This window comes from Niveispirillum cyanobacteriorum (assembly GCF_002868735.1).
GTDB lineage: Bacteria > Pseudomonadota > Alphaproteobacteria > Azospirillales > Azospirillaceae > Niveispirillum > Niveispirillum cyanobacteriorum.
Window position 1 is genome coordinate 130,335 of record NZ_CP025614.1, and the last position, 20,678, is coordinate 151,012.

Consider the following 20,678-nt stretch of genomic DNA (forward strand, 5'->3'; position numbering starts at 1 on the left):
CTCTCTCCGTTATGGAAGAGCAAATCCCGAGCTTAACGACTTGTCCAGTTTTACGGGGCCAGCTCAGTCTGCCAGGGTGTCAGCGGCGTACGCATAGAATTTTGCATCCGTGCGGCAGGCGCCGCCGTGGCAATCAACGCTCTTCGATAATGCCGTTGAAATTACCCCGCCCGCCGTGCCGTCGCTGCTGCTGTCGGGGCGAAATGCAGGCGTACGCCCGTGCTGTCGGCGGCGATGATGCTGGCCTCTGTATCAGGGCGACCGGGGATGGACAGGATGCCATTGTCACCGGGAGTGAGGCCGGGGACCGGGTCGGCCCCCGCACCATCGATCGACAGATTGGTCAAGTGCAGAGCGACGCGGCGACCGCCCGTCTGAAAACCGGCCTGGATATCGACTGGTTCACGGGCGCTCGCGCGGCGGTCCACATCCTGCACCGAGGTGCGGACGATTTTCACCAGCATGCTGCGCAAATCCGCGATGCTCGTAGAAACATCGGCAGAGGTGCCGCGCACCTGCGTGGCGCGCTGGCCCGTTGTTGCGGCTTCCTGTGACACAAGGGCGATCTTGGCCGCCACTTCGCGCGCGGCATCGGCAGCCTGCGCGACATTGCGGCTGATTTCACCCGTGGCGGCTCCCTGTTCCTCGACAGCGGCGGCAACCGACGCGGATACCTGCTCCATCTGCTGGACCGACCGGCAGATGGCATCCACGGCCTGAACGGCGGTGCGCGTCACCTGCTGCACTTCGTTGATCTGACGGGTGATATCCTCGGTGGAGCGTGCGGTCTGGTTAGCGAGGTTCTTCACCTCGCCCGCAACAACGGCAAAGCCCTTACCTGCCTCGCCGGCCCGCGCCGCCTCAATCGTGGCGTTGAGCGCCAGCAGGTTGGTCTGGGCGGCCACGTCACTGATCACCACGACGACATCGCCGATGCGACCCACCGCCTCGTCCAGGGAACGGATGATCTGCTCGGCCTGCACACCCAGGACCGAGGCATCACGGCTGACGACCGAGGCGCGGCTCACCTGGCCGGAGATTTCCACAATGGAGGCTGCCAGCTCTTCGGAGGCTGCGGCCACCGTCTGGGAATTATGAAGGGCCTGATCGGCGGCGGCGGCGACGCTCTGGCTGTTCCCCGCGACGGCGTCGGCAGAGTTGTACATGGCGTCGGCATTGTCGGTCAGGGTCTGTGTGCGCTGACCGATCCGTTCCATGGCGACACGGGTTTCTGTCTCAATCGTGGTGGCCATGGCCTGCAGCGCGGCGCGGCGATGGGTGGCGGCCTCCATCTCTGCCTCGCGTGCAGCCCGCTCCAGGGCCAATTTCTCGCGGGCCTGCCTGCGGAAGACCTCCAGCGCCTGCGCCAGATCACCCAACTCGTCCTGGCGGGTCACACCAGGGTTGGCGACATCCAGATTGCCACCGGCCACATCCTTGGTGACAGAGGTGAGGGATCGTAGCGGCCGTATGACCAGAATCAGCATGACATAAAGGCCGGCAACCACCGACAACAGGATGCCGATCGCCGCCGACAGCACCAATTGCCAGGTCACAGAAGTTTGCTCTGTCTTCTCGGCGGCCAGCGCCTGCTCCACCCGCTTGGCTGCATCATCGATGAAGGAATCGGTCAACATTGATGCCGCCCGTTCAGCCGGACGCACTTTCTCGCGAAAAATGGTTAACGCCTGCTGTTCATCGCCAGCCAGGGCGGCCGCTGTCACGGCCTTGACCTCCACCACCACGGTCTTGGTCAGGGCAAGGAAGTTACCCATACCTCGCTGTGCAGCATCGGACCCAAGAATAGCCACCAGCTTATCGGCCCGCCGCAGCAGCTCGTCGGAACGCTTGGCCACCCGCTCGGAATGAGTCAGCTTGTCGGCCGCCGGCTCCACGATGCTATTCAGCGCGTCGCGCTGAATAGCCCGGCTCAACGCCCGGACCTCCGCCGCTTCATAGCGCTGTTCCTCCAGCGCGGCGACATTGCCGGCCAGGTTAATGACTTTGCCAACGCTGCTATAGCCCAGAAGGGCGATGCCGGCGGCCACCAGGGCCAGCAGGAGCATCGGTGTCAGAAGTTTGGGGGTCAGGCGCATTGCATCAATCCCTTTGATGATAGCGGCAAAAATGGACAATAGCGGCTACCTTCTACAAACTCGCCCCTCCTTGCAATCGTGTGCAGGCTGTTCAAATGGATAGGTAGCTAGGGTCGAAACCGACACAGAGTATTGAAATTGCGCAGGAAATATGATTCCAAGGCGTCGTTGACGCGTTGAAGGCTTGATTGCGGGACATTTTCTGGTTGTCGGATAAGGCATGGGCAGCGATCGAGCCACACCTTCCTGAGCACAAGTTTGGACCTCCCCGTGTTGATGACCGGCGTATCATCAGCGGGATCATCCACGTTCTGAAGAGCGGTTGCCGCTGGAAGGACTGCCCGCCGGAATATGGTCCTCCGACCACGGTTTATAATCGCTTCAACCGCTGGTCTGGGCGCAAGCACTGGCACCGGATATTGCAGGCGCTGGCCGCCGGGCAATGGATCACGACCAGCGTGGCCATGGATGGCAGCTACGTGAAGGCACATCGGTGTGCCCACGGCGGAAAAGGGGGGCCAAGGCGCAAGCCATTGGCATTTCCAGAGGCGGGCAGACCACAAAAGTCCATGCCCTGTGAGCTGGACCCGTATGGCTGGACAGGTTTGGTCGGTCGTTAAGCTCGGTATCCGCCCTCCTGATTTTTCATGCTGCCACAGCCAGGTTGGACGGGGCTAGCCCCGTCCAACCTGGGCGGCGAAGATAAACCTCATCGGGGGTCTGGTAGGCCAGTCCCTGATGCGGTCGTTGGCTGTTATAGGCCGCCAGCCAGGCGCCGATCCCTGCCCGAGCTGCCGATCCGGTGTCATAGGCCCGCAAATAGACGTCTTCGTATTTCAGGCTGCGCCAGAGCCGCTCTACAAAAACGTTGTCGATACACCGCCCCTTGCCATCCATGCTGATTTTCACACCGGCTCCCGCCAGCGCGCCGGTGAAGGCCATGCTGGTGAATTGGCTGCCCTGATCGCTGTTGAAAATCTCCGGCTTGCCATAGCGTGCCAGGGCCTCTTCCAGTGCTTCAACACAGAAATCCGCCTCCATCGTGTTCGACAGCCGCCAGGACAGGACCTTGCGGCTGAACCAGTCCATGATCGCCACCAGATACAGGAACCCTCTTGGCATGGGGATGAAAGTAATATCGGTTGCCCACACCTGATTCGGTCGGTCGATCACCAGGTCCCGTAGAAGGTAGGGGTAGACTTTGTGTGCCGGATTCGGTTTGCTGGTGTTCGGCTTCTGCCAAATCACCGCCAGACCCATCACCCGCATCAACCGCCGTATCCGCTTGCGGTTGACGCTGTGACCACCCCGGCGCAGCACGGCCGTCATTCGCCGCGATCCATACCAGGGCGTCTCCAGAAACTGCTTGTCGATCAATGCCATCAGCGCCGGATCCGATGCATTGTCGTTGACCGGTCGGTAGTAAAAACTGGATCGGCTGAGGCCGATCAGCGTGCATTGCTGCGCCACCGACAGGTCGGCGTACTGGGGGTTGATCATCGCCCGCTTATCCGCCCGGCTCATTTGCCGAGCGCCCGTGACAAAAAATCAATCTGTACCTTCTGCTGGCCGATCTGCTTGTACAGCTCGTCCGTCAGCCCTGCCGCGTCCTTGGCCGATCGGTCTACCCCACGTTCGAATACTGATGTCGCCCCTTCAGAAAGCGCACGCTTCCATTCGTTCACCAACGTGTGGTGAATGCCGTGCTTAGCCGCTATCTCCGGCACTGTCTGATCGCCCCGAAGCGCCTCAAGCGCCACCTTCGCCTTAAACGACGCACTGTGGTTCCGTCGTGTCGACTTGCTCATGCTCCGATTTTCCTCTCTCCGTTATGGAAGAGCAAATCCCGAGCTTAACGACTTGTCCAGTTTTACGGGGCCAGCTCAACCATCACCCAGATCGAGGCTCTCCTGGCCCGGCAGAAGGGTGGCCGTCCGCTCCGAGCGGGGCCCGAACACAAGGCGCCGATAGGCGGCCACCTCAGCCTCCAGGCGCGCGTTCTTCTCCGCCAGAACGGCGATCATCCGTAGCAGAATCTGCGGGTCCACAGGGGGCGGAGGGGAGCTTGGCGACATGGGCTGATTCTACCCGAGAACCGCTCAAAACCCCAGTGGAATCAACGTAATCAGCCCAGCCAGACAGGCTTTCTGACCACCGCCGGAACCACCCGCGTCCAGTCCAAGCCGTCGGATAGCAGCGAATATTGACCGGCACTCAAGCGCACTACGCCCTGGCGCGCCGGAGGCCAGATGATCCGCCCAGCCTCAAGCCATTTTGTTGCCAGAATAAGGCCCGTCCCATCCCAGACCAGAAGCTTCAGCCGGTCGTTGCGCTTGGAGCGAAAGACGAACACATCCCCGCAATACGGATCGGCCGCCAATGCATCCGCCACCAGGGCCACCAAGCCGTTCACCCCCTTGCGGAAGTCGATCGGTGCCGACCAGAGCAGGATCTTCGGCTCCGCCCCCAGCCGGATCACAGCGCTCCCCGCAGGGCCGTCAGCACCGCCCGGGCCAGGCTGGGATCCACCGCCCCGCTGAACCGGACCCGGCCGGCACGCAGATCAACATCCACCGCACTAGGTTCCACTGTCCGCCCCTCGCAGGGCGTCGGCGCCTCCGACGTCACCGGTACGAACTGCCCAGAACCCGAAATCTCCGACAGCCCCGCCTGCCGACGCCACACACTCAGCAAGGCTCGGTTCACCCCGTGGCGTCGCGCCACATCCGAGATGTTCGCACCCGCCACGGCACTTTCCGACACAATCAGCGCCTTCTCCGCCGCTGTCCAATTCCGACGACGCCGCCGGCCCGTGATCACCTCCACACGCCGATAGCGACTGCCTTCATCTATGTCTTCAAGACAGCCATCAAACATGATCTTACCGTCCACCCCAGCCTCCTGCTCCTGATCGAAGCCAGAAACCTCGTCCGTCCCCTCAATGAAAAGAAGGTGGGGCGCTCGTGACGGTTACTGCCTTCGCGTCGCCGCCAGCCAGCAACTGGTCCAGAAGGGCATCGGGGATAACAGGGTCCTTGCGTCGTGCCATCGTGAAGCTCCTTTCGCATCACTATGGCCCAGCCGAGCACGAAATTCCCGATAGTCCCGGAACGGGGTAGGACACCCGAACAACACCTCGCATAACAACCGCTACGCGCTACTGGCAGCGTAACGACCCTCGTGCATAATCCGTGCTAAACCTTCAGGTTCTCATGGTTTCCGTGCTGACCGCAACGTCGTGCCAAGCATACAACAGCCAGTTCTGGCTCAGCCCCTTGCCTTCGAACCAAGTTTCAAAATGAATAGCCTGGGCTGTTGAGGCAGCTCCGGTCTCAACGTCTGTCAGGTAGGCGCGAACGCCCCGCCGCCTCTCGTCTTCGACAGCATCTGATACGGCCTCTGTCGATACCCACCAATCTGCAATCTCCCGGCTATGCGTAACCGCAACTATCAGCCCAATGCATCGGGACGGGGTCAGGATTTCAGCTCCCTCATTGTCATGGGCGTTCAGCTGGAACCGATTGATCTTGGCCACGTCTTCTAGAATCTTGCCAAATGATTCAGCCCCGATTAAGCGCTTGCCCTCGACCCGCATTTGGACCTTGAGGTCTGGATGATAGGCAAGCAGGTCCAGCCCACCACTAGCCTGCTCGTGCCGCGCAGCCTCCGAGAAGACGGCCCAGCCTTGGTTCAAGCAGCAGTGGGACAAGTGAAGAAGCGCATTGCTTTCACGAAGCGCGTTGCCTTCCTTGGAATTATGGCGTGATGGCGAATAGAAATAGAGGGATCTCGACAAGGATGAGGCTGTGTCATTCATCAGGAGGTCTATTCGACGCTGAATATCACTGTGCATTGTTGTCTCCAATTTGGACTTTATGAAGCTGAAACTAGGCAAGTGATGGAAATCACATTGCTTTCGGTGAATGGTGCTACTGACAACATGATCGCACTCGAAGGGAGTTTTGATTCGATTTGCCTGAACAGGTCATCCAACTCCGAAAGCGTCATGTAGGTCGGCATTGTGATCGTCACAAGGTATGAAGCCCCAAGCAGAATTTCGCAATGCGCCAGTGAGTTGAACGCAGCCTCCCAACTTTCGACCCGCCAGGAGCCAGCGAGACGGAACGTTCGACCCGCCATCAAGTAGGCGACATCGACAGGATCTATTCCTATCATTCCTGGTGACAATATGGCCCAGAATAACGCCTGGGCAGCCAGAGCCGCTTGTTCTTTCCCGTCGACGGCAATCACCGATGTTCCAGGTGTCAGCTGCTGCGTCTCGGCGAGGAACGCGGGCAGAAGCAGCACCGTCAGCAGATCTGGCCTACCGATCTGCTCCAGTCTTGCGGCCAGTGCTTTTTGTGTTTCAGCCCAAAGTAGCCCAGTCACGGGCGGGTGGCTTGCGGGCAACCTGCCGGATTGATGAGTAGTCCATTCAGGAGACGCAGATAGCCCGATCACAGCAACAAGTGGTTCTTGAACCGTCCCGCCGGCGGTCCAACGCTCTATACCCTCGGCCTGCGCGCACCTCTTCATTGCCTGCCCGGATTCCGCCTGTTCCACATCGGTCAGGCCTTGCAGGAAGGTGCCTAGGCTCACCGTCATCGTATCCTCCATTGAGGGCCAGATGATGCAGCGGCCCGCTTCTGCCAATCCAGCCGTGTGTCCGTCGTCGAAACAAATGGGACATTGGGTTGATTTTGTGTACGGCGGTTATGGTTCGTTGAGAGATGACGTTACCTGGATTGTGCAATAAGAGTGTGCTGATTGTTGGCTGCTATCGCATAAATCATTGATTGGATATAGGATTCAGTCGTCGAATACAAATCCGACCGATCCGATGAGGCATAGCACCCACTATGGGAAAGAGTACGCCGTTGCCGCCCGGCCTGTCACCCGTGTTGGTGTGCTGGCGCTAAGGGTGATCGATTCCGGTTCAAAGCGGCGGCAAGGATGGTCGCCTGCATTGTCGATAACCGCCAGCTCGGTGATTTTTCAGGTTAGCTAGTGCAGTCCGGTTCTGACATTTCGTGCATTCATCTTCTGAAAACGACACCTGTCAGCGGCAGAACGTCTGGGCTTTGTTGCGTATCAGACAGACATTACTCCAACTGGGACAACACCGCCATGCCGCGCCGCAGCGTGCTCACCGATGCCCAGGCCGAGGCGCTGTTCGCGCTGCCCGCGGTGGAGGCTGACCTGATCCGCCATTACACACTGAGCCCTGCCGACATCGCCGTCGTCGCGCGTCGGCGTCGACCGCATAACCAGCTCGGCTTCGCCGTCCAGCTCTGTGCCCTGCGCTATCCGGGCCGTCTGTTGCGACCGGGGGAACTGGTTCCTCCACAGGTGCTGTCATTCGTCGCTGACCAGTTGGATCTGCCGCCCGACGCGTTGGCAGAATATGCCACCAGGTCACAGACACGCTACGACCAACTCGAAGCCCTTTACGCCATCTATGGCTACACCACCTTCTCGCAGCCGATCCGACGGGAGATCGCCAAATGGCTGCTGCCGGTCGCGCTGGCCACCACAAGCGGCCTGGTTCTGGCGGGCCTGCTGATGGAGGAACTGCGGCGGCGGACCGTCGCAGCTCCGGCGACCACTACCATTGAACGCCTGGTGGCCACTGCGCTGTTGCAGGCCGAGCGCCATGTCGAAAGGCAGATTAATGCCGCCCTGACGGTGGAGCAACGCGAAGGCATAGACGGGTTGCTGGCGGAACGCCCTGATACCGGCATAAGCCTGCTGGCCTGGGCACGTCAGTCCCCCGGTGCCATGGGCCACCGCGCCATGGCCCGACTGATTGAACAATTGTCCGTCTTGCGCACCCGCGGCATTGATCCGGCGATCCGTGAAAGCATCCATGCGGATCGCGTCCATCTCCTGATCCGGGAAGGCAGCCGGCTGTCATCCCAGCATCTGTCAGCCCTGGCACCGCTGCGCCGACAGTCCATCGTGACGATGACCGTGCTGGAAACCATCACCCGGCTCACAGACGATATCATCGGCATGTTCGATCGTCTCATCGGCGGCCTGTTCCGACGAGCGGAACGCCGCGCGGCAGAGACGATCCAGGCCAACAGCCGGGCCATGAATGAGAAGGTGCGGTTGCTGGCCAGGGTCGGTGAAGCGCTGATCGACGCACGCGGCAAAGGGACCGATGCCTTCGCGGCCATCGAGGCGGTCATTCCCTGGGAGAAGTTCAAGGCCGCCGTGGCGGAGGCCGGCGAACTGACCCGCGACGATGGCACCGATTATGCGGCACTGGCCGCCACCAACCACGCCCTGCTGCGCCGGGTGGGCCCAATGTTCCTGGATAGTTTCAGCTTCCAGGGCATCGCCGGTGTCGGTGCCCTGCTGAACGCATTGGCTCTGATGCGGACCTTCTATGCCGGGTCCCGTCGGAATCTGCCCAAGGGCCTGCCAACCGGCTTCATCCGGCGCACCTGGCGGGCGGCGGTGCTGCGCGGCGATGGGATCAACGCGCCCGCCTATGAACTCTGCCTGTTCGTGGAACTGCGTGACCGGCTGCGCGCCGGGGACATCTGGGTGGCTGGCAGCCGGCAATACCGGGCCGTGGAAGATCAGCTCGTGCCGAAGACCCTGTTCTCGACCATGAAGCTGGCCGGGCCACTGCCTGTCGCTGTGCAGGAGGAGGCCGTCGGCTACCTGCGTGAGAGGCGAGAGTTGCTTGAGGAGCGGCTGCGCCATGTGGACGGGCAGGCGGCAAAGCAGTTGCTCCCGGATGTCAGGATCAACGGGACGGCGTTGAAGATCTCACCATTGCAAGCCGTTACCCCGGAGGCGGCGGAGCAACTGGCCGACCGCGTACAGGCCGTGATGCCGCGGGTGCGCATCACCGAGCTGCTGACCGAGGTGAACCGCTGGACCGGCATGATGGAGTGCTTCACCCATCTGCGCTCGCACCTTCCAGCGGACGATCCGCGCATCACCCTGACAGCCGTGCTGGCCGACGCCACCAACCTGGGCCTGACACGTATGGCCGAGGCTTGCGATGTCGCCACCTATCGACAACTGGCTTGGGCCGCCGGCTGGCATCTCAGCGAAGAGAATTATGGTCGCGCCCTGGCCCGCGTGATCGCCGCCCAACACGCGCACCCTCTGTCCGTCTGGTTCGGTGATGCGTCGGTGTCCAGTTCGGACGGCCAGCATTTCCCGCTGGGCGGCCAGGGCGAAGTGGCCGGTGCCGTCAACCCGCACAAGGGATCGGGACCCGCCATCTCCTTCTACACCTGCATTTCCGGTCGCTATGCGCCCTTCCACACCAAGGTGATATCCGTGTCGGAGGGAGAGGCTGCCCATGTCATCGACGGGCTGCTCTATCATGGCGGCGATATCAATATTGCTGTCCACCACACCGATGGCGGCGGTGTTTCGGACCATGTGTTCGGCCTCTGCCACCTGTTGGGGTTTCGCTTCGCGCCGCGCATCCCCAACATTGCCAATCGCCGGCTGCACACATTCGGTCCGGCATCGACCTGGCCGGCGCTGGAACCCTTCATCGCGGCCCGCATCGACGAAGCCATGATCACAACCCACTGGGACGACCTGCTTCGGCTGGCCACGTCGGTGCGGATGGGCACGGTGCCGGCGTCTCTGATGCTGCGCCGCCTGGGCTCCTATCCCCGCCAGAACGGGCTGGCCCTGGCCCTGCGCGAGGTCGGTCGGATCGAACGCACGCTGTTCACTCTCGACTGGCTGGACGATCCGATGTTGCGCCGGCAGGCGACGGCGGAACTGAACAAGGGTGAATCCCGCAACGCCCTGGCCCGCGCCGTGTGCTTCCACCGCCTCGGTCGCCTGAGGGACCGGACCCTGGAAAGCCGGCAGCATCGGGCCAGCGGTCTGAACCTGGTCGTGGCCTCCATCATCCTGTGGAACACAGTCTATATGGACCGCGCCATCCGGTTCCTGCGCGGACAGGGGGAGGACATTCCCGACAACCTGCTGCCTTACCTTGCACCCCTGGGCTGGCAGCATATCAACCTCACCGGCGACTATCTCTGGGCCGAACCGGCGCAACTCGATAAAGACGGCTACAGAATGCTGAGAACACCATCCGAACGCCTTACGACATGATGTTCTCTATTTGTCCGCTTAGCGTGGTTTTTCGCCCCTTCTATGTCGTGACCCCAAAATAGAACCTACACTTCTGTTTAGCGCTGGATTGATAATTTTCATTATGGAAAAGATTGTGCAATACCGTGCTGACTCAGCCCTTCGACTATATGCCCGTTCTGGCAGGCGGGGAGGGAGTAAACGGGGGACAGGAGTGGCTGTCCCCCTTCGGGCCGGGTATTTGTTATGGACCGTGCAGGATCAGTGGTTGGGTCGTGTCACCATCAGTACCGCTTCTGCTGTCTGAGTATTTGCCGTCATGCTCCTTCATTTCCGCCTCGCGGGTGGTGGCGCGATCCGTCAGGCGCAAAGTTTCGCGGAACATGATCTCGTCTTCGGCTGATCCGACTCCCCCCTGCCCCATCAGTTTACGGCCCATGCCGGTAACATCGAAGCTCAGTTCCTCCCCCGACAGGGAGAACCCGGAGGCGGCGCTGATCTGGTGATGGGCCTGGGTGAAAGCCCGGTTGGCCTGCTGCGGTGACGTGCCTGCCGACACCTGCTCATGCCACGCGGTTGTGGCCTCCGTCTCTTCTGCCCGCTGCGCTTCGCGCACCAGCTGCGACACGTTCCAAGCCAGACTCTTGTTTTCTGTCAGTAGCTTCTGAACATCGACAGACTGTGGATCGTCTGCGTCCAGAATGATGCTGCCCTGACCATCCAGTTTCATCCTGATGGGCGGGTCGGTGCTGATGCCGGCAACGGCCAGGACCATTCGGAAATCAGAGCCCACCCCCTTGACCTTGGCAGCAACACCTTTGGGCGTCGGCAACTCGGGATTGAGCGGCAGTGGACCCATAGCCGGGGCGGACAAGCCCCAATTCTTGACGGTGCCGGCGGTGGCCGTGCTGTTTGTGGGTTCCGCACCTTTCAGCGCGGTGGCGTTGCCTTGCATCTGTAAGGGAGGCGCTGCCACCTCTTCAGGCTTGCGGGCAGCGGCTCGGCCCGAGAAGGGGGAATAGGCAGTTGAGAAGGGATCAATACGCATGCCATGCTCTTCGCCGATAGGCAGGATGCCGTGTGGCGGGCAAGCTTTGCCTGCTTGTGCCGGGCGCTCGGCGGGACGGGATCTGAAATCCAGGGGCTTTCCCGCTTTCACCTTGACCTGGACGCTTCACAGCACATTCAGACCCGGTTGGCGCGGTGCAACTGATGCGCCACTTCCGTCCATGTTATTCTATCCCTGGATGCCCTGATTGACCTTGTACCGACACCGACCACGTCCTGGACCCTGCGACCGGGGTTCCGGTACGGTCGGCACCCTGTTCCGGGGACCGCCAGCAATGCTGCGTTCGATGCCATTCACGGCAACGGCACCCGCCATCACCGACCAACCAAGTTCCTTATGTTGCGACCATCGGATTACAGATCCAAATGGCTGGCTGGTAAACCCATTCGTCAAACCATGCCAGTATAGAAGACGGAATACTCAGCGATCGATAAAATACGCGGCTGGCCATAGTCTTGATAAAAATCAAGTGAACATCATAAATATATCAATAAATATTAATTGCCGTATTAAGCACATGATGGAAAACACTTGCGTTTAAGCCGTCATCTGTGACCAAAATTGATCCTGATCAATGTCCATAAATTACGATCGTCATATTGGTTCCCCTGGCAAATAATCTTGCTGGCAGGCGATCATGAGCGTCCATCTTCAAACAAGACGAACCGAGCTGCGGACATTCCTGTTTTTGGCCTTTGGGTTGATCCCCCTCCTGTCGGTTGGGGTGGTGGCTGCCTATGGCTTCGCCGTCTGGATGGTGCAGCTGATTGCCGGCCCACCGGGCTTGTGAGGGGACGCCATCATGGAAACCCGCCTGTCCCGACGCACCCTGTTCGCCCGCCCGGATCCGGTTCGTTCCCCTCTGGCCATGATCAGTGCCAACTGTCTGGCTGAGAAGGGTGCTTATTGCCGGACCTGTGCCGATGCCTGCCTGGAAGGGGTGATCCGTTTCCATCTTCTGCCACGTGGCCGTGCACGTGCAGATGTCGATACGGACCGCTGCAATGGGTGTGGTGACTGCCTCCCACCCTGCCCGGTCAATGCCATCCGGCTTTCCGGCACCATGGAGGAAACCCATGGTCAGTGAGGTCCATATCTCCAGCTTCATCGTTCACGCGGCCGCCAATGCCATACCCGACCTGACGGCGCGGCTGCTGGATCTCGATTGTGAGATCGTGCCCGCCAGGGGCGATGAAAGCCGCCTGATCGTGCTGGTCGAAAGGGCCAGCGACCGGGCCGTGGCCGATACGTTGGACGCCATCAATGCCTTGCCCGGCGTCTACAGCGCCTTGCCTGTCTACCACCATGCCGAACCAGCGGCAGCCCTTGCGGAGCCGATGCCATGACCCTGACCCGACGCGATTACCTGAAGGCCCAGGCGGCAGCCACCGCCGCAGCCACCGCCGGCCTGACCCTGGAGGCGGCGGCTACGCAGCTTCCCACCGGCCAGGATGCGAAGATGAAATGGTCGAAGGCTCCCTGTCGTTTCTGCGGCACAGGCTGCGGCGTCATGGTCGGCGTGAAGGAGGGGCGGATCGTCGCCACCCATGGCGACCAGAAATCGGAGGTCAATCGCGGCCTGAACTGCGTAAAGGGCTATTTCCTGTCCAAGATCATCTATGGTCAGGACCGGCTGACCACGCCCATGCTGCGCATGAAGGATGGCAAATATGCCAAGGACGGGGACTTCACGCCCGTCACCTGGGACCAGGCCTTTGACATCATGGCGGAGAAATGGAAGGCGACGTTGAAGGCCAAGGGGCCGGAAGCCATCGGCATGTTCGGGTCCGGGCAATGGACCGTCCATGAGGGCTATGCCGCATCCAAGCTGATGAAGGCCGGTTTCCGGTCCAACAATATCGACCCCAATGCCCGCCATTGCATGGCATCCGCCGTCGCTGGCTTCATGCGCACCTTCGGCATTGATGAACCGATGGGCTGTTACGACGATATCGAGGCCGCCGACGCCTTTGTCCTGTGGGGCAGCAACATGGCGGAGATGCACCCCATCCTGTGGACCCGCGTCACCGACCGCCGCCTGTCCAACCCGGATGTAAAGGTGGCGGTGCTGTCGACGTTCGAGCATCGGTCGTTTGAGTTGGCCGACATCCCCATGATCTTTACGCCACAGACCGATCTGGCCATCCTGAACTACATCGCCAACCACATCATCAAGACGGGGCGCGTCGATAAAGATTTCGTCAGCAAATACACGACCTTCGTGAAGGGCCGGGACGATATCGGCTATGGGCTGCGGCCCACCCATCCGCTGGAGGTGGCGGCCAGGAATGCCGCCAAGGCCAATGAAAGCGACCCCATCAGCTTTGATGAATTCGCCGCCTTCGTCGCGCCCTACACGCTGGAAAAGGTGGCGGCACAGTCGGGCGTGCCCGCCGCCCGGCTGAAGGCCCTGGCCGAGCTTTATGCCGATCCAAAGATCAAGGTGGTCAGCTTCTGGACCATGGGTTTCAACCAGCATACGCGCGGTGTCTGGGCCAATAACCTTGTCTACAACATCCATCTGCTCACCGGCAAAATTGCTGAACCTGGCAACAGCCCCTTCTCCCTGACAGGGCAACCCAGTGCCTGTGGCACGGCACGCGAGGTGGGAACATTTTCCCACCGGTTGCCCGCCGACATGGTGGTGACCAATCCCGAACACCGCGCCCATGCCGAACATCTGTGGAAGCTGCCGGAAGGCACCATTCCGGCCAAGCCGGGCTTCCACGCGGTACAGCAGGACCGGATGCTGAAGGATGGCAAGCTGAACTGCTATTGGGTGCAGGTGAACAACAATATGCAGGCGGCCCCCAACACCGCCAACGAGACCTGGCCCGGATACCGCAATCCCGACAATTTCATCGTCGTGTCCGACGCCTATCCCACCGTCACCACCATGGCCGCCGATCTGGTCCTGCCCGCTGCCATGTGGGTGGAAAAGGAAGGCGCCTATGGCAATGCCGAACGTCGGACCCAGGTCTGGCACCAGCTGGTCAATGCCCCCGGCGAGGCGAAGTCCGACCTGTGGCAGCTGGTCGAATTCTCCAAACGTTTCAAGGTGGAGGAGGTGTGGCCGGCGGATTTGCTGGCCAAGGCACCTGAATATCGCGGCAAGACACTGTACGACATCCTCTACCGCAACGGGCAGGTGGACCGTTTCCCCGTCACCGAATGCGATAAGGAGTACGAGAACCGGGAGGCGAGGGCCTTCGGCTTCTACCTGCAAAAGGGCCTGTTTGAAGAATATGCCAGCTTTGGCCGGGGGCATGGCCATGATCTGGCCTCCTATGACACCTATCACGCCGAACGCGGCCTGCGCTGGCCGGTGGTGAATGGCAAGGAAACCCGCTGGCGCTTCCGGGAAGGGAGCGATCCCTATGTCCCGGTGGGCGAGGGCATGCGGTTCTATGGGCACAAGGATGGCAAGGCCCGCATATTCGCCCTTCCCTATGAATCGCCTGCTGAAAGCCCGGACAAGGACTATCCGTTCTGGCTGTCAACAGGCCGCGTGCTGGAACATTGGCACAGCGGGTCGATGACGCGGCGCGTACCGGAACTGCACAAGGCGGTGCCGCAAGCGCTCTGCTACATGCACCCGAACGATGCCCAGGCGATGCAGGTCCGGCGCGGGCAGGAGGTTGTGATCGCATCACGCCGGGGACAGGTGCGGGCACGGGTGGAAACGCGCGGGCGGAACAAGCCGCCACGCGGTCTGGTTTTCGTGCCTTGGTTCGATGCCGACGTCCTGATCAACCGCGTCACATTGGACGCCACCGATCCCATTTCCAAACAGACCGATTTCAAGAAATGCGCCGTGCGCATCACCCCGGTCGAGGGGGCCTGAGCCATGAGCAAGCGCCACACACCCGCGCTTCTGGCCCTGCTGGCCGCCCTGCCCCTGCTGCTGCAGCCGCTGGCACAGCAGGCCTTTGCCACCGACCCGGCACCCGCCGCCGCCAGCTCCGGCGATGTGAAGGCCAGCGGACGGCCCGCCTTCACCGGCGCCGAGGGACTGGTGGTGCAGGAAGCGCCCCCCATGCCCAAGGATGTCAGTGATGACCAACGGCGGCAGCGCAACTATCCCGAACAGCCGCCCGTCATCCCGCATGCCATCGCCGGCTATCAGCTGGATCTGCGTGCCAACAAGTGCTTGACCTGCCATGCCCGCGAATTCACGGGCGACAGTCAGGCCCCCATGATCTCCGTCACCCATTTCCAGGACCGCGATGGGCAGGTGCTGGGTGCCGTGTCCACCCGCCGTTATTTCTGCCTGCAATGCCATGTACCGCAGACGGATGCGCAACCGCGTGTGGTCAATACCTTCCGCGATGTGGACAGCGTCATCCGTGACAGCCGTCCGCCGGCCGGGGAGGGAAAATGATGACCATCATCGAACGGGCGCTCTCTCTCGCCAAGGCGGCGTGGACCGCATTCAATCGCCCGGCGGCGCATCTGGGCATCGGGTTCCTGACCATCGGGGGCTTTGTGGCAGGCGTCCTCTGGTGGGGCGGGTTCAATACGGCGCTGGAAATGACCAACCGGGAAGCGTTCTGCATCACCTGTCATGAGATGAGGGATAATCCCTACGCCGACCTCAAACAGACCATCCATTATTCCAACCGGTCCGGCGTGCGCGCCACCTGCCCGGACTGCCATGTCCCCCATAACTGGACCGACAAGATCGCCCGCAAGATGCAGGCCTCCAAGGAGGTCTGGGGCAAGATCTTCGGCACGGTCGATACGCCGGAAAAGTTCGAGGCCAAGCGCAAGGAACTGGCAAGCCATGAGTGGGCGAGGCTGAAGGCCAACAATTCTCTGGAATGCCGCAACTGCCACAGTGCCGACAGCATGGACATCACCCGCCAGGGCGCGCGCGGGGCCGACGCACACCAGCGCTTCCTGTTTACAGGCCAGGCCACCTGCATCGACTGCCACAAGGGCATCGCCCACCGCCTGCCCGACATGACGGGCGTTCCTATCTGGACCATGCCGGACAAAACAGCCGCAACGGCCAGCCCGTAACCTGCCACCATCCCCCTTGATTGTTCAGCACCCGATCCCGCCAGCTGACGGGATCGGGTTTCGTGTTCCCTGTGGCTTTATTGTGTATAAAAATATAACATCATAAAAACACAAAAAGTTAGACCATAGGGGATGGAAAGATGATTCCGTGCATAAAGGGCCGTGGGCCGCTTCTGGCCCTGCTGCTGACGCTGACGGCCCCAACCCTGGCCGCTCCGCCCGGCGGGGAAACGGTGAAGTCGGTGGATCAGTTTCAGGCAGGGCGTGATGCCTTTGCCGATCCGGAAAAGATGCCCGGCGCGCCGCTCTATCAGGAAAACTGCGCAGGTTGTCATCAGGGCGGTGTCTACAAGGCGCCGCACCGCACCTGGCTGGAAATGATGACGCCCTCCATGCTGTTCAGCGCCATGAATGACGGGATTATGCAGGCCCAGGCCGCCCATCTGTCGCGCGAACAGCGGCAGCAGATTGCCGAATACCTGTCGCGGCAGAAGTTGGACAGCGCCGCCGACGACCCGATGCCGCCGCGCTGCGAAGGAGCTGCCGCCCGTTTCGACATGGACCGTCCGCCGGCCGCTGTCGGCTGGGGTCATGATACCAGCCGGTTTGTTCCGGCGGCGACGGCGGGGCTGACGGCGGCGGATGTGCCGAAACTGCGCCTGAAATGGGCCTTCGCCTTCCCCAACGCCATGCGCGCCCGGTCACAGCCGGCCATCGGCCTGGGTGCCGTGTTTGTGGGCAGCAAGGATGGCACCGTCTATGCCTTTGACCTGGATACCGGCTGTGTGCGCTGGACCTATCAGGCCAAGGCAGAGGTGCGGACGGCCATCGTGCTGGACAGCTGGGCCAAGGGACAGACCCCGGCCCGGCCCCTGCTCTATTTCGGTGATGTTCTGGCGCGGGCCTATGCGCTGGATATGCGGACGGGGGCAGAGGTCTGGGTCACCAAGGTCGATGACCATTCCAGCGCCACCATCACCGGCAGCCCGGCCCTGCATGCGGGCCGGCTTTACGTGCCTGTCTCCTCGCTGGAGGTGACGGCACCTGCGGACCCTGCCTATCCTTGCTGCAGCTTCCGGGGTGCCGTGGCCGCCCTGGATGCGGCGACGGGGCAGCCCATCTGGAAAAGCCATACGATCCCGGAGGAGCCGACGGAACAGGGCAAGACCAGCGTCGGCACGCCCATCCTTGGCCCCTCGGGTGCGCCCGTCTGGAACAGCCCCGCCGTGGATGCGGCGCGCGGACTGCTCTATGTCGGGTCGGGGGAGAATTATGCCAGCCCGGCGGACGGCAACAGCGATGCCCTGATGGGGTGCCGACACGAAAGTGCATTTTACGTACCGCTCGTGAGAACGAATAATGAACTATGCTGCGAGAATGGAAATAGGCCGTCGCAGTGGGCGCAATCCGTTTTCCGGTAGTGGATCAGCCCCCCAAACATAGTCACCTGTGAGACCGATATGTTCCCAGCCAAGTGGAGCGACATGGCGGATCAGTTCCGACTTCGTGTCGGTGCCATTGGCTGCCAGGTGATCAAGTGCGGCTTGCAGATAACGTGTGTTCCAGAGAATGACAGCAGCAACCAGCAAGTTCAGGCCCGATGCTCTATAGGATTGGTTTTCGAAACTGCGGTCGCGCATCTCGCCCAGCCTGTTGAAGAAGATCGCCCTGGCCAGGGCGTTGCGGGCCTCACCCTTGTTTAGACCGGCATTGGCACGCCGGCGCAGGGCCGGATCACGCAGCCAGTCGAGGGTAAAGGTCGTACGTTCCACGCGCCCCAGTTCGCGCAGCGCCAGAGCGAGACCGTTCTGTCTAGGATAGGCTGCCAAGCGGCGCAGCATGACCGACGCGGTGACGGTGCCCGACCGGATGGAGGCCGCCAGGCGCAGCAGTTCGGACCAATGCACGGCCAGATGTTCCAGATCGATCTCTCCGCCCACCAGAGGCTTGAGACTGGACGGGGCCTCGTCGCCGGGGAAGAGGTAGAGCTTCCGGTCCTTCAGGTCACGGATACGGGGCGCGAAACGAAACCCCAACAGGTGGCAGAGCCCGAAGACATGGTCGGTGACGCCGCCCGTGTCGGTGTAATGCTCCTCAATGGCGAGACCGGTCTGATGGTAGAGCAGTCCGTCCAGCACATGCGGGGCTTCGCTTGCGGATGCGGCAATGACTTTGGTGTGGAAGGGGCCGTACTGATCGGAGACATGGGTATAGAAGCTGACGCCCGGTTCGTTGCCGTGCCGGGCGTTGACGTCACCGGTACCGACGCCCCGGCCGCCGGCCTTGTAGAACTGCCCGTCGGAGGATGAGGTGGTGCCATCACCCCAGGCGGCGGCCAGCGGCAGGGCTCGATGCGCGTCGATGATCCGGGCCAGGGCCGCCGCGTAGGTTTCCTCCCGCACATGCCAGTCATGGACCCAGGCGAGTTGCCGGATGGAGACGCCACGACAGGCATCGGCCATGCGGGCCAGACCGAGATTGATGCCATCGGCCAGGATGACGGTGAGCAGAGAGGCGCGGTCATCGGTCGGCCGACCGGAACGCTGGTGGGTGAAGCAATCACTGAAGCCGATCCAGCCGTCGACCTCCATCAGCAGGTCGGTGATCTTGACGCGCGGTAAGGCGTCATAGGCGGCGCGGGCCAGGGCTTGCGCCGCTTCGGGTGTCTGGTCCCGCAGGGGAGTGATCCGCAATTCACCGGTGGACAAGTCGACATCCGGCAACTCCCCCGCCGCTGCCAGGCGGCCGACATCGCGCAGGCGCTGCGCCAGGACCTGATGGCGGGTGGTCAGATAGGTGACGGCGTCGTCGGTGACCGGCAAGGGCAAGGCGCCGTCGGCGCGCAGGGCCTCGAAGGTCGGCCTGGGCATCAGGCAGCTTTCGAAATCACGGAACTGGCGGCTGCCCTCGACCCAGACATCACCCGCGCGCAGCCGGTCACGCAGCTCCGACAGGACGCATATCTCGAAAGCTTTGCGGTCGATGGTGCCGCCCGGCATGACGAAGGGCCGCCAGGATCGGCGGATGAATCCCGTCGGCACCTTGTCGGGCATGGTCCGCTTGCCTGTGGCGAACAGGTCGCGGACCAGGGCGACGGCGCGCAGCAGGGAGGAGACGCCGGGACCGCCTTCGAAGTGGAAGGCGGAGAGGAAGACCGGCAGAAAGGAACGGATGCTGGCATAGCGGGACAACAGTTCGGTGCGGGCATCGCCGGTGCCGGGATCGGCCAAGGGTTCGATGCCGGCGACGCTGGCCATGAAGCGGAACCAGCCGACCTCCTTCTCCAGAGCGACCATCGGGTCGGCACCGGCTTCCCGGGCGTTGATCAGGCTGCGGCAGGCCGCGACCAGGGTGCGCAAATGAGCCTTGGCGTCGCGGACGGAACGCAGGGTCTTTTCATCCGCCCTGTTCTCTGCTCGGCGGCTGAGCATGATCATCAGCTTGTCGAACATCACCAGGGCGGCATCGGTGAGGTCCGTGCCCATCCGGATGGAGGCAGTGGCCAGCAGCGCGCGGCGCCGTTGGACCGTCAGGTCGCGCAGATGCTGTACCGTCATCCTGTTGGCCTCCGCAGCCATCCGTTCGAAGGCGACGCCGGGAATGCGGGTGGACATCCCGGTCGGGATGCCCATCGCCCTGATCTTCTCCAACCGGTCGATGATGGCCAACAGGTTGCGCGGTGCCGGCGACATCGGTGCCTGCCGCAGCCAGGCCAGCAGGCTCAACCCGGCATCCTCATGCGATTCCAGCAGGTTATCAAGACGCGCGATATGGTCAGGCTGCAAATCCCCGATGAAGACACGGTGCAGAAGCTGCTCTGCACGGGCGCGCGTCTGGTGCAGGATCAGTTCCAGCACGGCGGCCGGCGGCAGCAGCACGCGCCGCCGGCGTAGTTCCTCTACCAGGATGGTGGCCAGGGCTACCGGATCACGGTTGACCTGCGCGATGGACAGCAGCCATGCCGTCAGTTCCCGGAACAGTGGTCGGTCAAAGGGCTGGTGACCTGTCAATTCCAGCAGGTCCACGATGTCCTGGCGGCGGCTGGGATCACGCGACCGGTAGGCCACGAAATCTGCTGGCTTGGCATCGACTTGGTTGGCGACGAACGCGATCAGCGAAGCGGGGGGCTCCTCGTATGCGTCAAGGATGCGTCCCGGATGCCGCAGGTAGCAGAGCATCATGGCGATGCCAAGCCGGCGGTGCGGTGTACGCTTGCGGGCGATCAGGGTGAGATCATCAAGGTCCAGCGTGTAATGCTGGACGAGAGCCCGTTCATCATCGGGCGCGCTCAGCAACCGGTCCCACTCCGCCGGCAACAACAGCCGTCGTCTCGCCATGTCATCCCCCGATATCCTCACCACGGGTGTAGGAGGGGTAAGAGAAATGGACAAGGCATCATCGGATGCCGA

General features: G+C 61.9%; 17 protein-coding genes and 1 pseudogene. 9 read left to right on the forward strand and 9 right to left on the reverse strand.

What is annotated here, in order from left to right:
* Positions 1-161: 161 nt before the first annotated feature.
* The gene (locus C0V82_RS25635) at positions 162-2,096 is read right to left on the reverse strand and encodes a methyl-accepting chemotaxis protein (protein ID WP_102115296.1); all 1,935 of its coding nucleotides are present in this window, start codon (positions 2,094-2,096) and stop codon (positions 162-164) included.
* Between the two features lie 188 nt (positions 2,097-2,284).
* On the opposite strand from C0V82_RS25635, the pseudogene C0V82_RS25640 reads away from it, so the two are divergent.
* Positions 2,285-2,673: pseudogene (locus C0V82_RS25640) on the forward strand (IS5 family transposase); the annotation flags it as partial.
* 68 nt (positions 2,674-2,741) lie between these two features.
* Here the strand turns inward: C0V82_RS25640 and C0V82_RS25645 are convergent.
* The 6 genes from C0V82_RS25645 to C0V82_RS25665 form a co-directional block, all read right to left on the reverse strand.
* Positions 2,742-3,904 (reverse strand): IS3 family transposase gene (locus C0V82_RS25645; RefSeq protein WP_102115298.1). Its coding sequence is split into 2 segments (ribosomal slippage): positions 2,742-3,631 and positions 3,631-3,904, totalling 1,164 coding nucleotides; the frame shifts between segments, so codons are not numbered across the junction.
* Positions 3,905-3,979: 75 nt separating this feature from the next.
* The gene (locus tag C0V82_RS27180; RefSeq protein ID WP_158660225.1) at positions 3,980-4,171 is read right to left on the reverse strand and encodes a hypothetical protein; all 192 of its coding nucleotides are present in this window, start codon (positions 4,169-4,171) and stop codon (positions 3,980-3,982) included.
* Between the two features lie 50 nt (positions 4,172-4,221).
* A complete protein-coding gene (gene tnpB, locus C0V82_RS25650) occupies positions 4,222-4,566 on the reverse strand; it encodes an IS66 family insertion sequence element accessory protein TnpB (RefSeq protein ID WP_425438294.1) in 345 nt (114 codons plus the stop codon).
* A 5-nt stretch (positions 4,567-4,571) separates the two neighbouring features.
* Positions 4,572-4,988 carry an IS66-like element accessory protein TnpA gene (tnpA, locus tag C0V82_RS25655; protein ID WP_211108026.1) on the reverse strand — a complete coding sequence of 139 codons (417 nt, stop codon included), beginning with the start codon at positions 4,986-4,988 and terminating at the stop codon, positions 4,572-4,574.
* A gap of 310 nt (positions 4,989-5,298) precedes the next feature.
* Positions 5,299-5,949, reverse strand: coding sequence for a hypothetical protein (locus tag C0V82_RS25660; protein WP_158660226.1), 651 nt, complete (start codon positions 5,947-5,949; stop codon positions 5,299-5,301).
* Between the two features lie 20 nt (positions 5,950-5,969).
* Positions 5,970-6,701 (reverse strand): hypothetical protein, encoded by a 732-nt coding sequence (locus C0V82_RS25665; protein ID WP_158660227.1) that lies wholly within the window; start codon positions 6,699-6,701, stop codon positions 5,970-5,972.
* A gap of 522 nt (positions 6,702-7,223) precedes the next feature.
* Between C0V82_RS25665 and C0V82_RS25670 the strand changes: the two genes are divergently transcribed.
* Entirely contained in the window at positions 7,224-10,199 is a 2,976-nt protein-coding gene (locus tag C0V82_RS25670) for a Tn3 family transposase (RefSeq protein WP_342752450.1), read from the forward strand.
* Positions 10,200-10,422: 223 nt separating this feature from the next.
* On the opposite strand, the gene C0V82_RS25675 is transcribed toward C0V82_RS25670, so the two are convergent.
* Positions 10,423-11,337, reverse strand: a complete 915-nt coding sequence (locus C0V82_RS25675; protein ID WP_158660228.1) for a hypothetical protein — start codon at positions 11,335-11,337, stop codon at positions 10,423-10,425.
* A 547-nt stretch (positions 11,338-11,884) separates the two neighbouring features.
* Here C0V82_RS25675 and napE point away from each other — a divergent pair.
* The 7 genes from napE to C0V82_RS25710 all read left to right on the forward strand — a co-directional run bounded on the left by napE (position 11,885) and on the right by C0V82_RS25710 (position 17,690).
* Entirely contained in the window at positions 11,885-12,037 is a 153-nt protein-coding gene (napE, locus tag C0V82_RS25680) for a periplasmic nitrate reductase, NapE protein (RefSeq protein ID WP_102115303.1), read from the forward strand.
* A 12-nt stretch (positions 12,038-12,049) separates the two neighbouring features.
* Positions 12,050-12,334 carry a 4Fe-4S dicluster domain-containing protein gene (locus C0V82_RS25685; RefSeq protein WP_102115376.1) on the forward strand — a complete coding sequence of 95 codons (285 nt, stop codon included), beginning with the start codon at positions 12,050-12,052 and terminating at the stop codon, positions 12,332-12,334.
* A complete protein-coding gene (locus C0V82_RS25690) occupies positions 12,324-12,593 on the forward strand; it encodes a chaperone NapD (RefSeq protein WP_158660229.1) in 270 nt (89 codons plus the stop codon). Before C0V82_RS25685 ends, C0V82_RS25690 begins: the two co-directional genes overlap by 11 nt.
* Complete coding sequence (gene napA / locus C0V82_RS25695; protein WP_102115305.1) at positions 12,590-15,091, forward strand: nitrate reductase catalytic subunit NapA; 2,502 nt, start codon at positions 12,590-12,592, stop codon at positions 15,089-15,091. Before C0V82_RS25690 ends, napA begins: the two co-directional genes overlap by 4 nt.
* A gap of 3 nt (positions 15,092-15,094) precedes the next feature.
* Complete coding sequence (locus tag C0V82_RS25700; RefSeq protein ID WP_102115306.1) at positions 15,095-15,628, forward strand: nitrate reductase cytochrome c-type subunit; 534 nt, start codon at positions 15,095-15,097, stop codon at positions 15,626-15,628.
* Positions 15,628-16,269 (forward strand): NapC/NirT family cytochrome c, encoded by a 642-nt coding sequence (locus C0V82_RS25705; protein WP_102115307.1) that lies wholly within the window; start codon positions 15,628-15,630, stop codon positions 16,267-16,269. The genes C0V82_RS25700 and C0V82_RS25705 overlap by 1 nt, the downstream gene beginning before the upstream one ends.
* Before the next feature lie 140 nt (positions 16,270-16,409).
* Positions 16,410-17,690, forward strand: a complete 1,281-nt coding sequence (locus C0V82_RS25710; protein WP_102115308.1) for an outer membrane protein assembly factor BamB family protein — start codon at positions 16,410-16,412, stop codon at positions 17,688-17,690.
* Here C0V82_RS25710 and C0V82_RS25715 read toward each other — a convergent pair.
* Positions 17,634-20,606 carry a Tn3 family transposase gene (locus C0V82_RS25715; protein ID WP_102115309.1) on the reverse strand — a complete coding sequence of 991 codons (2,973 nt, stop codon included), beginning with the start codon at positions 20,604-20,606 and terminating at the stop codon, positions 17,634-17,636. The two genes, C0V82_RS25710 and C0V82_RS25715, sit on opposite strands and share 57 nt — an antisense overlap.
* Positions 20,607-20,678 lie beyond the last annotated feature (72 nt).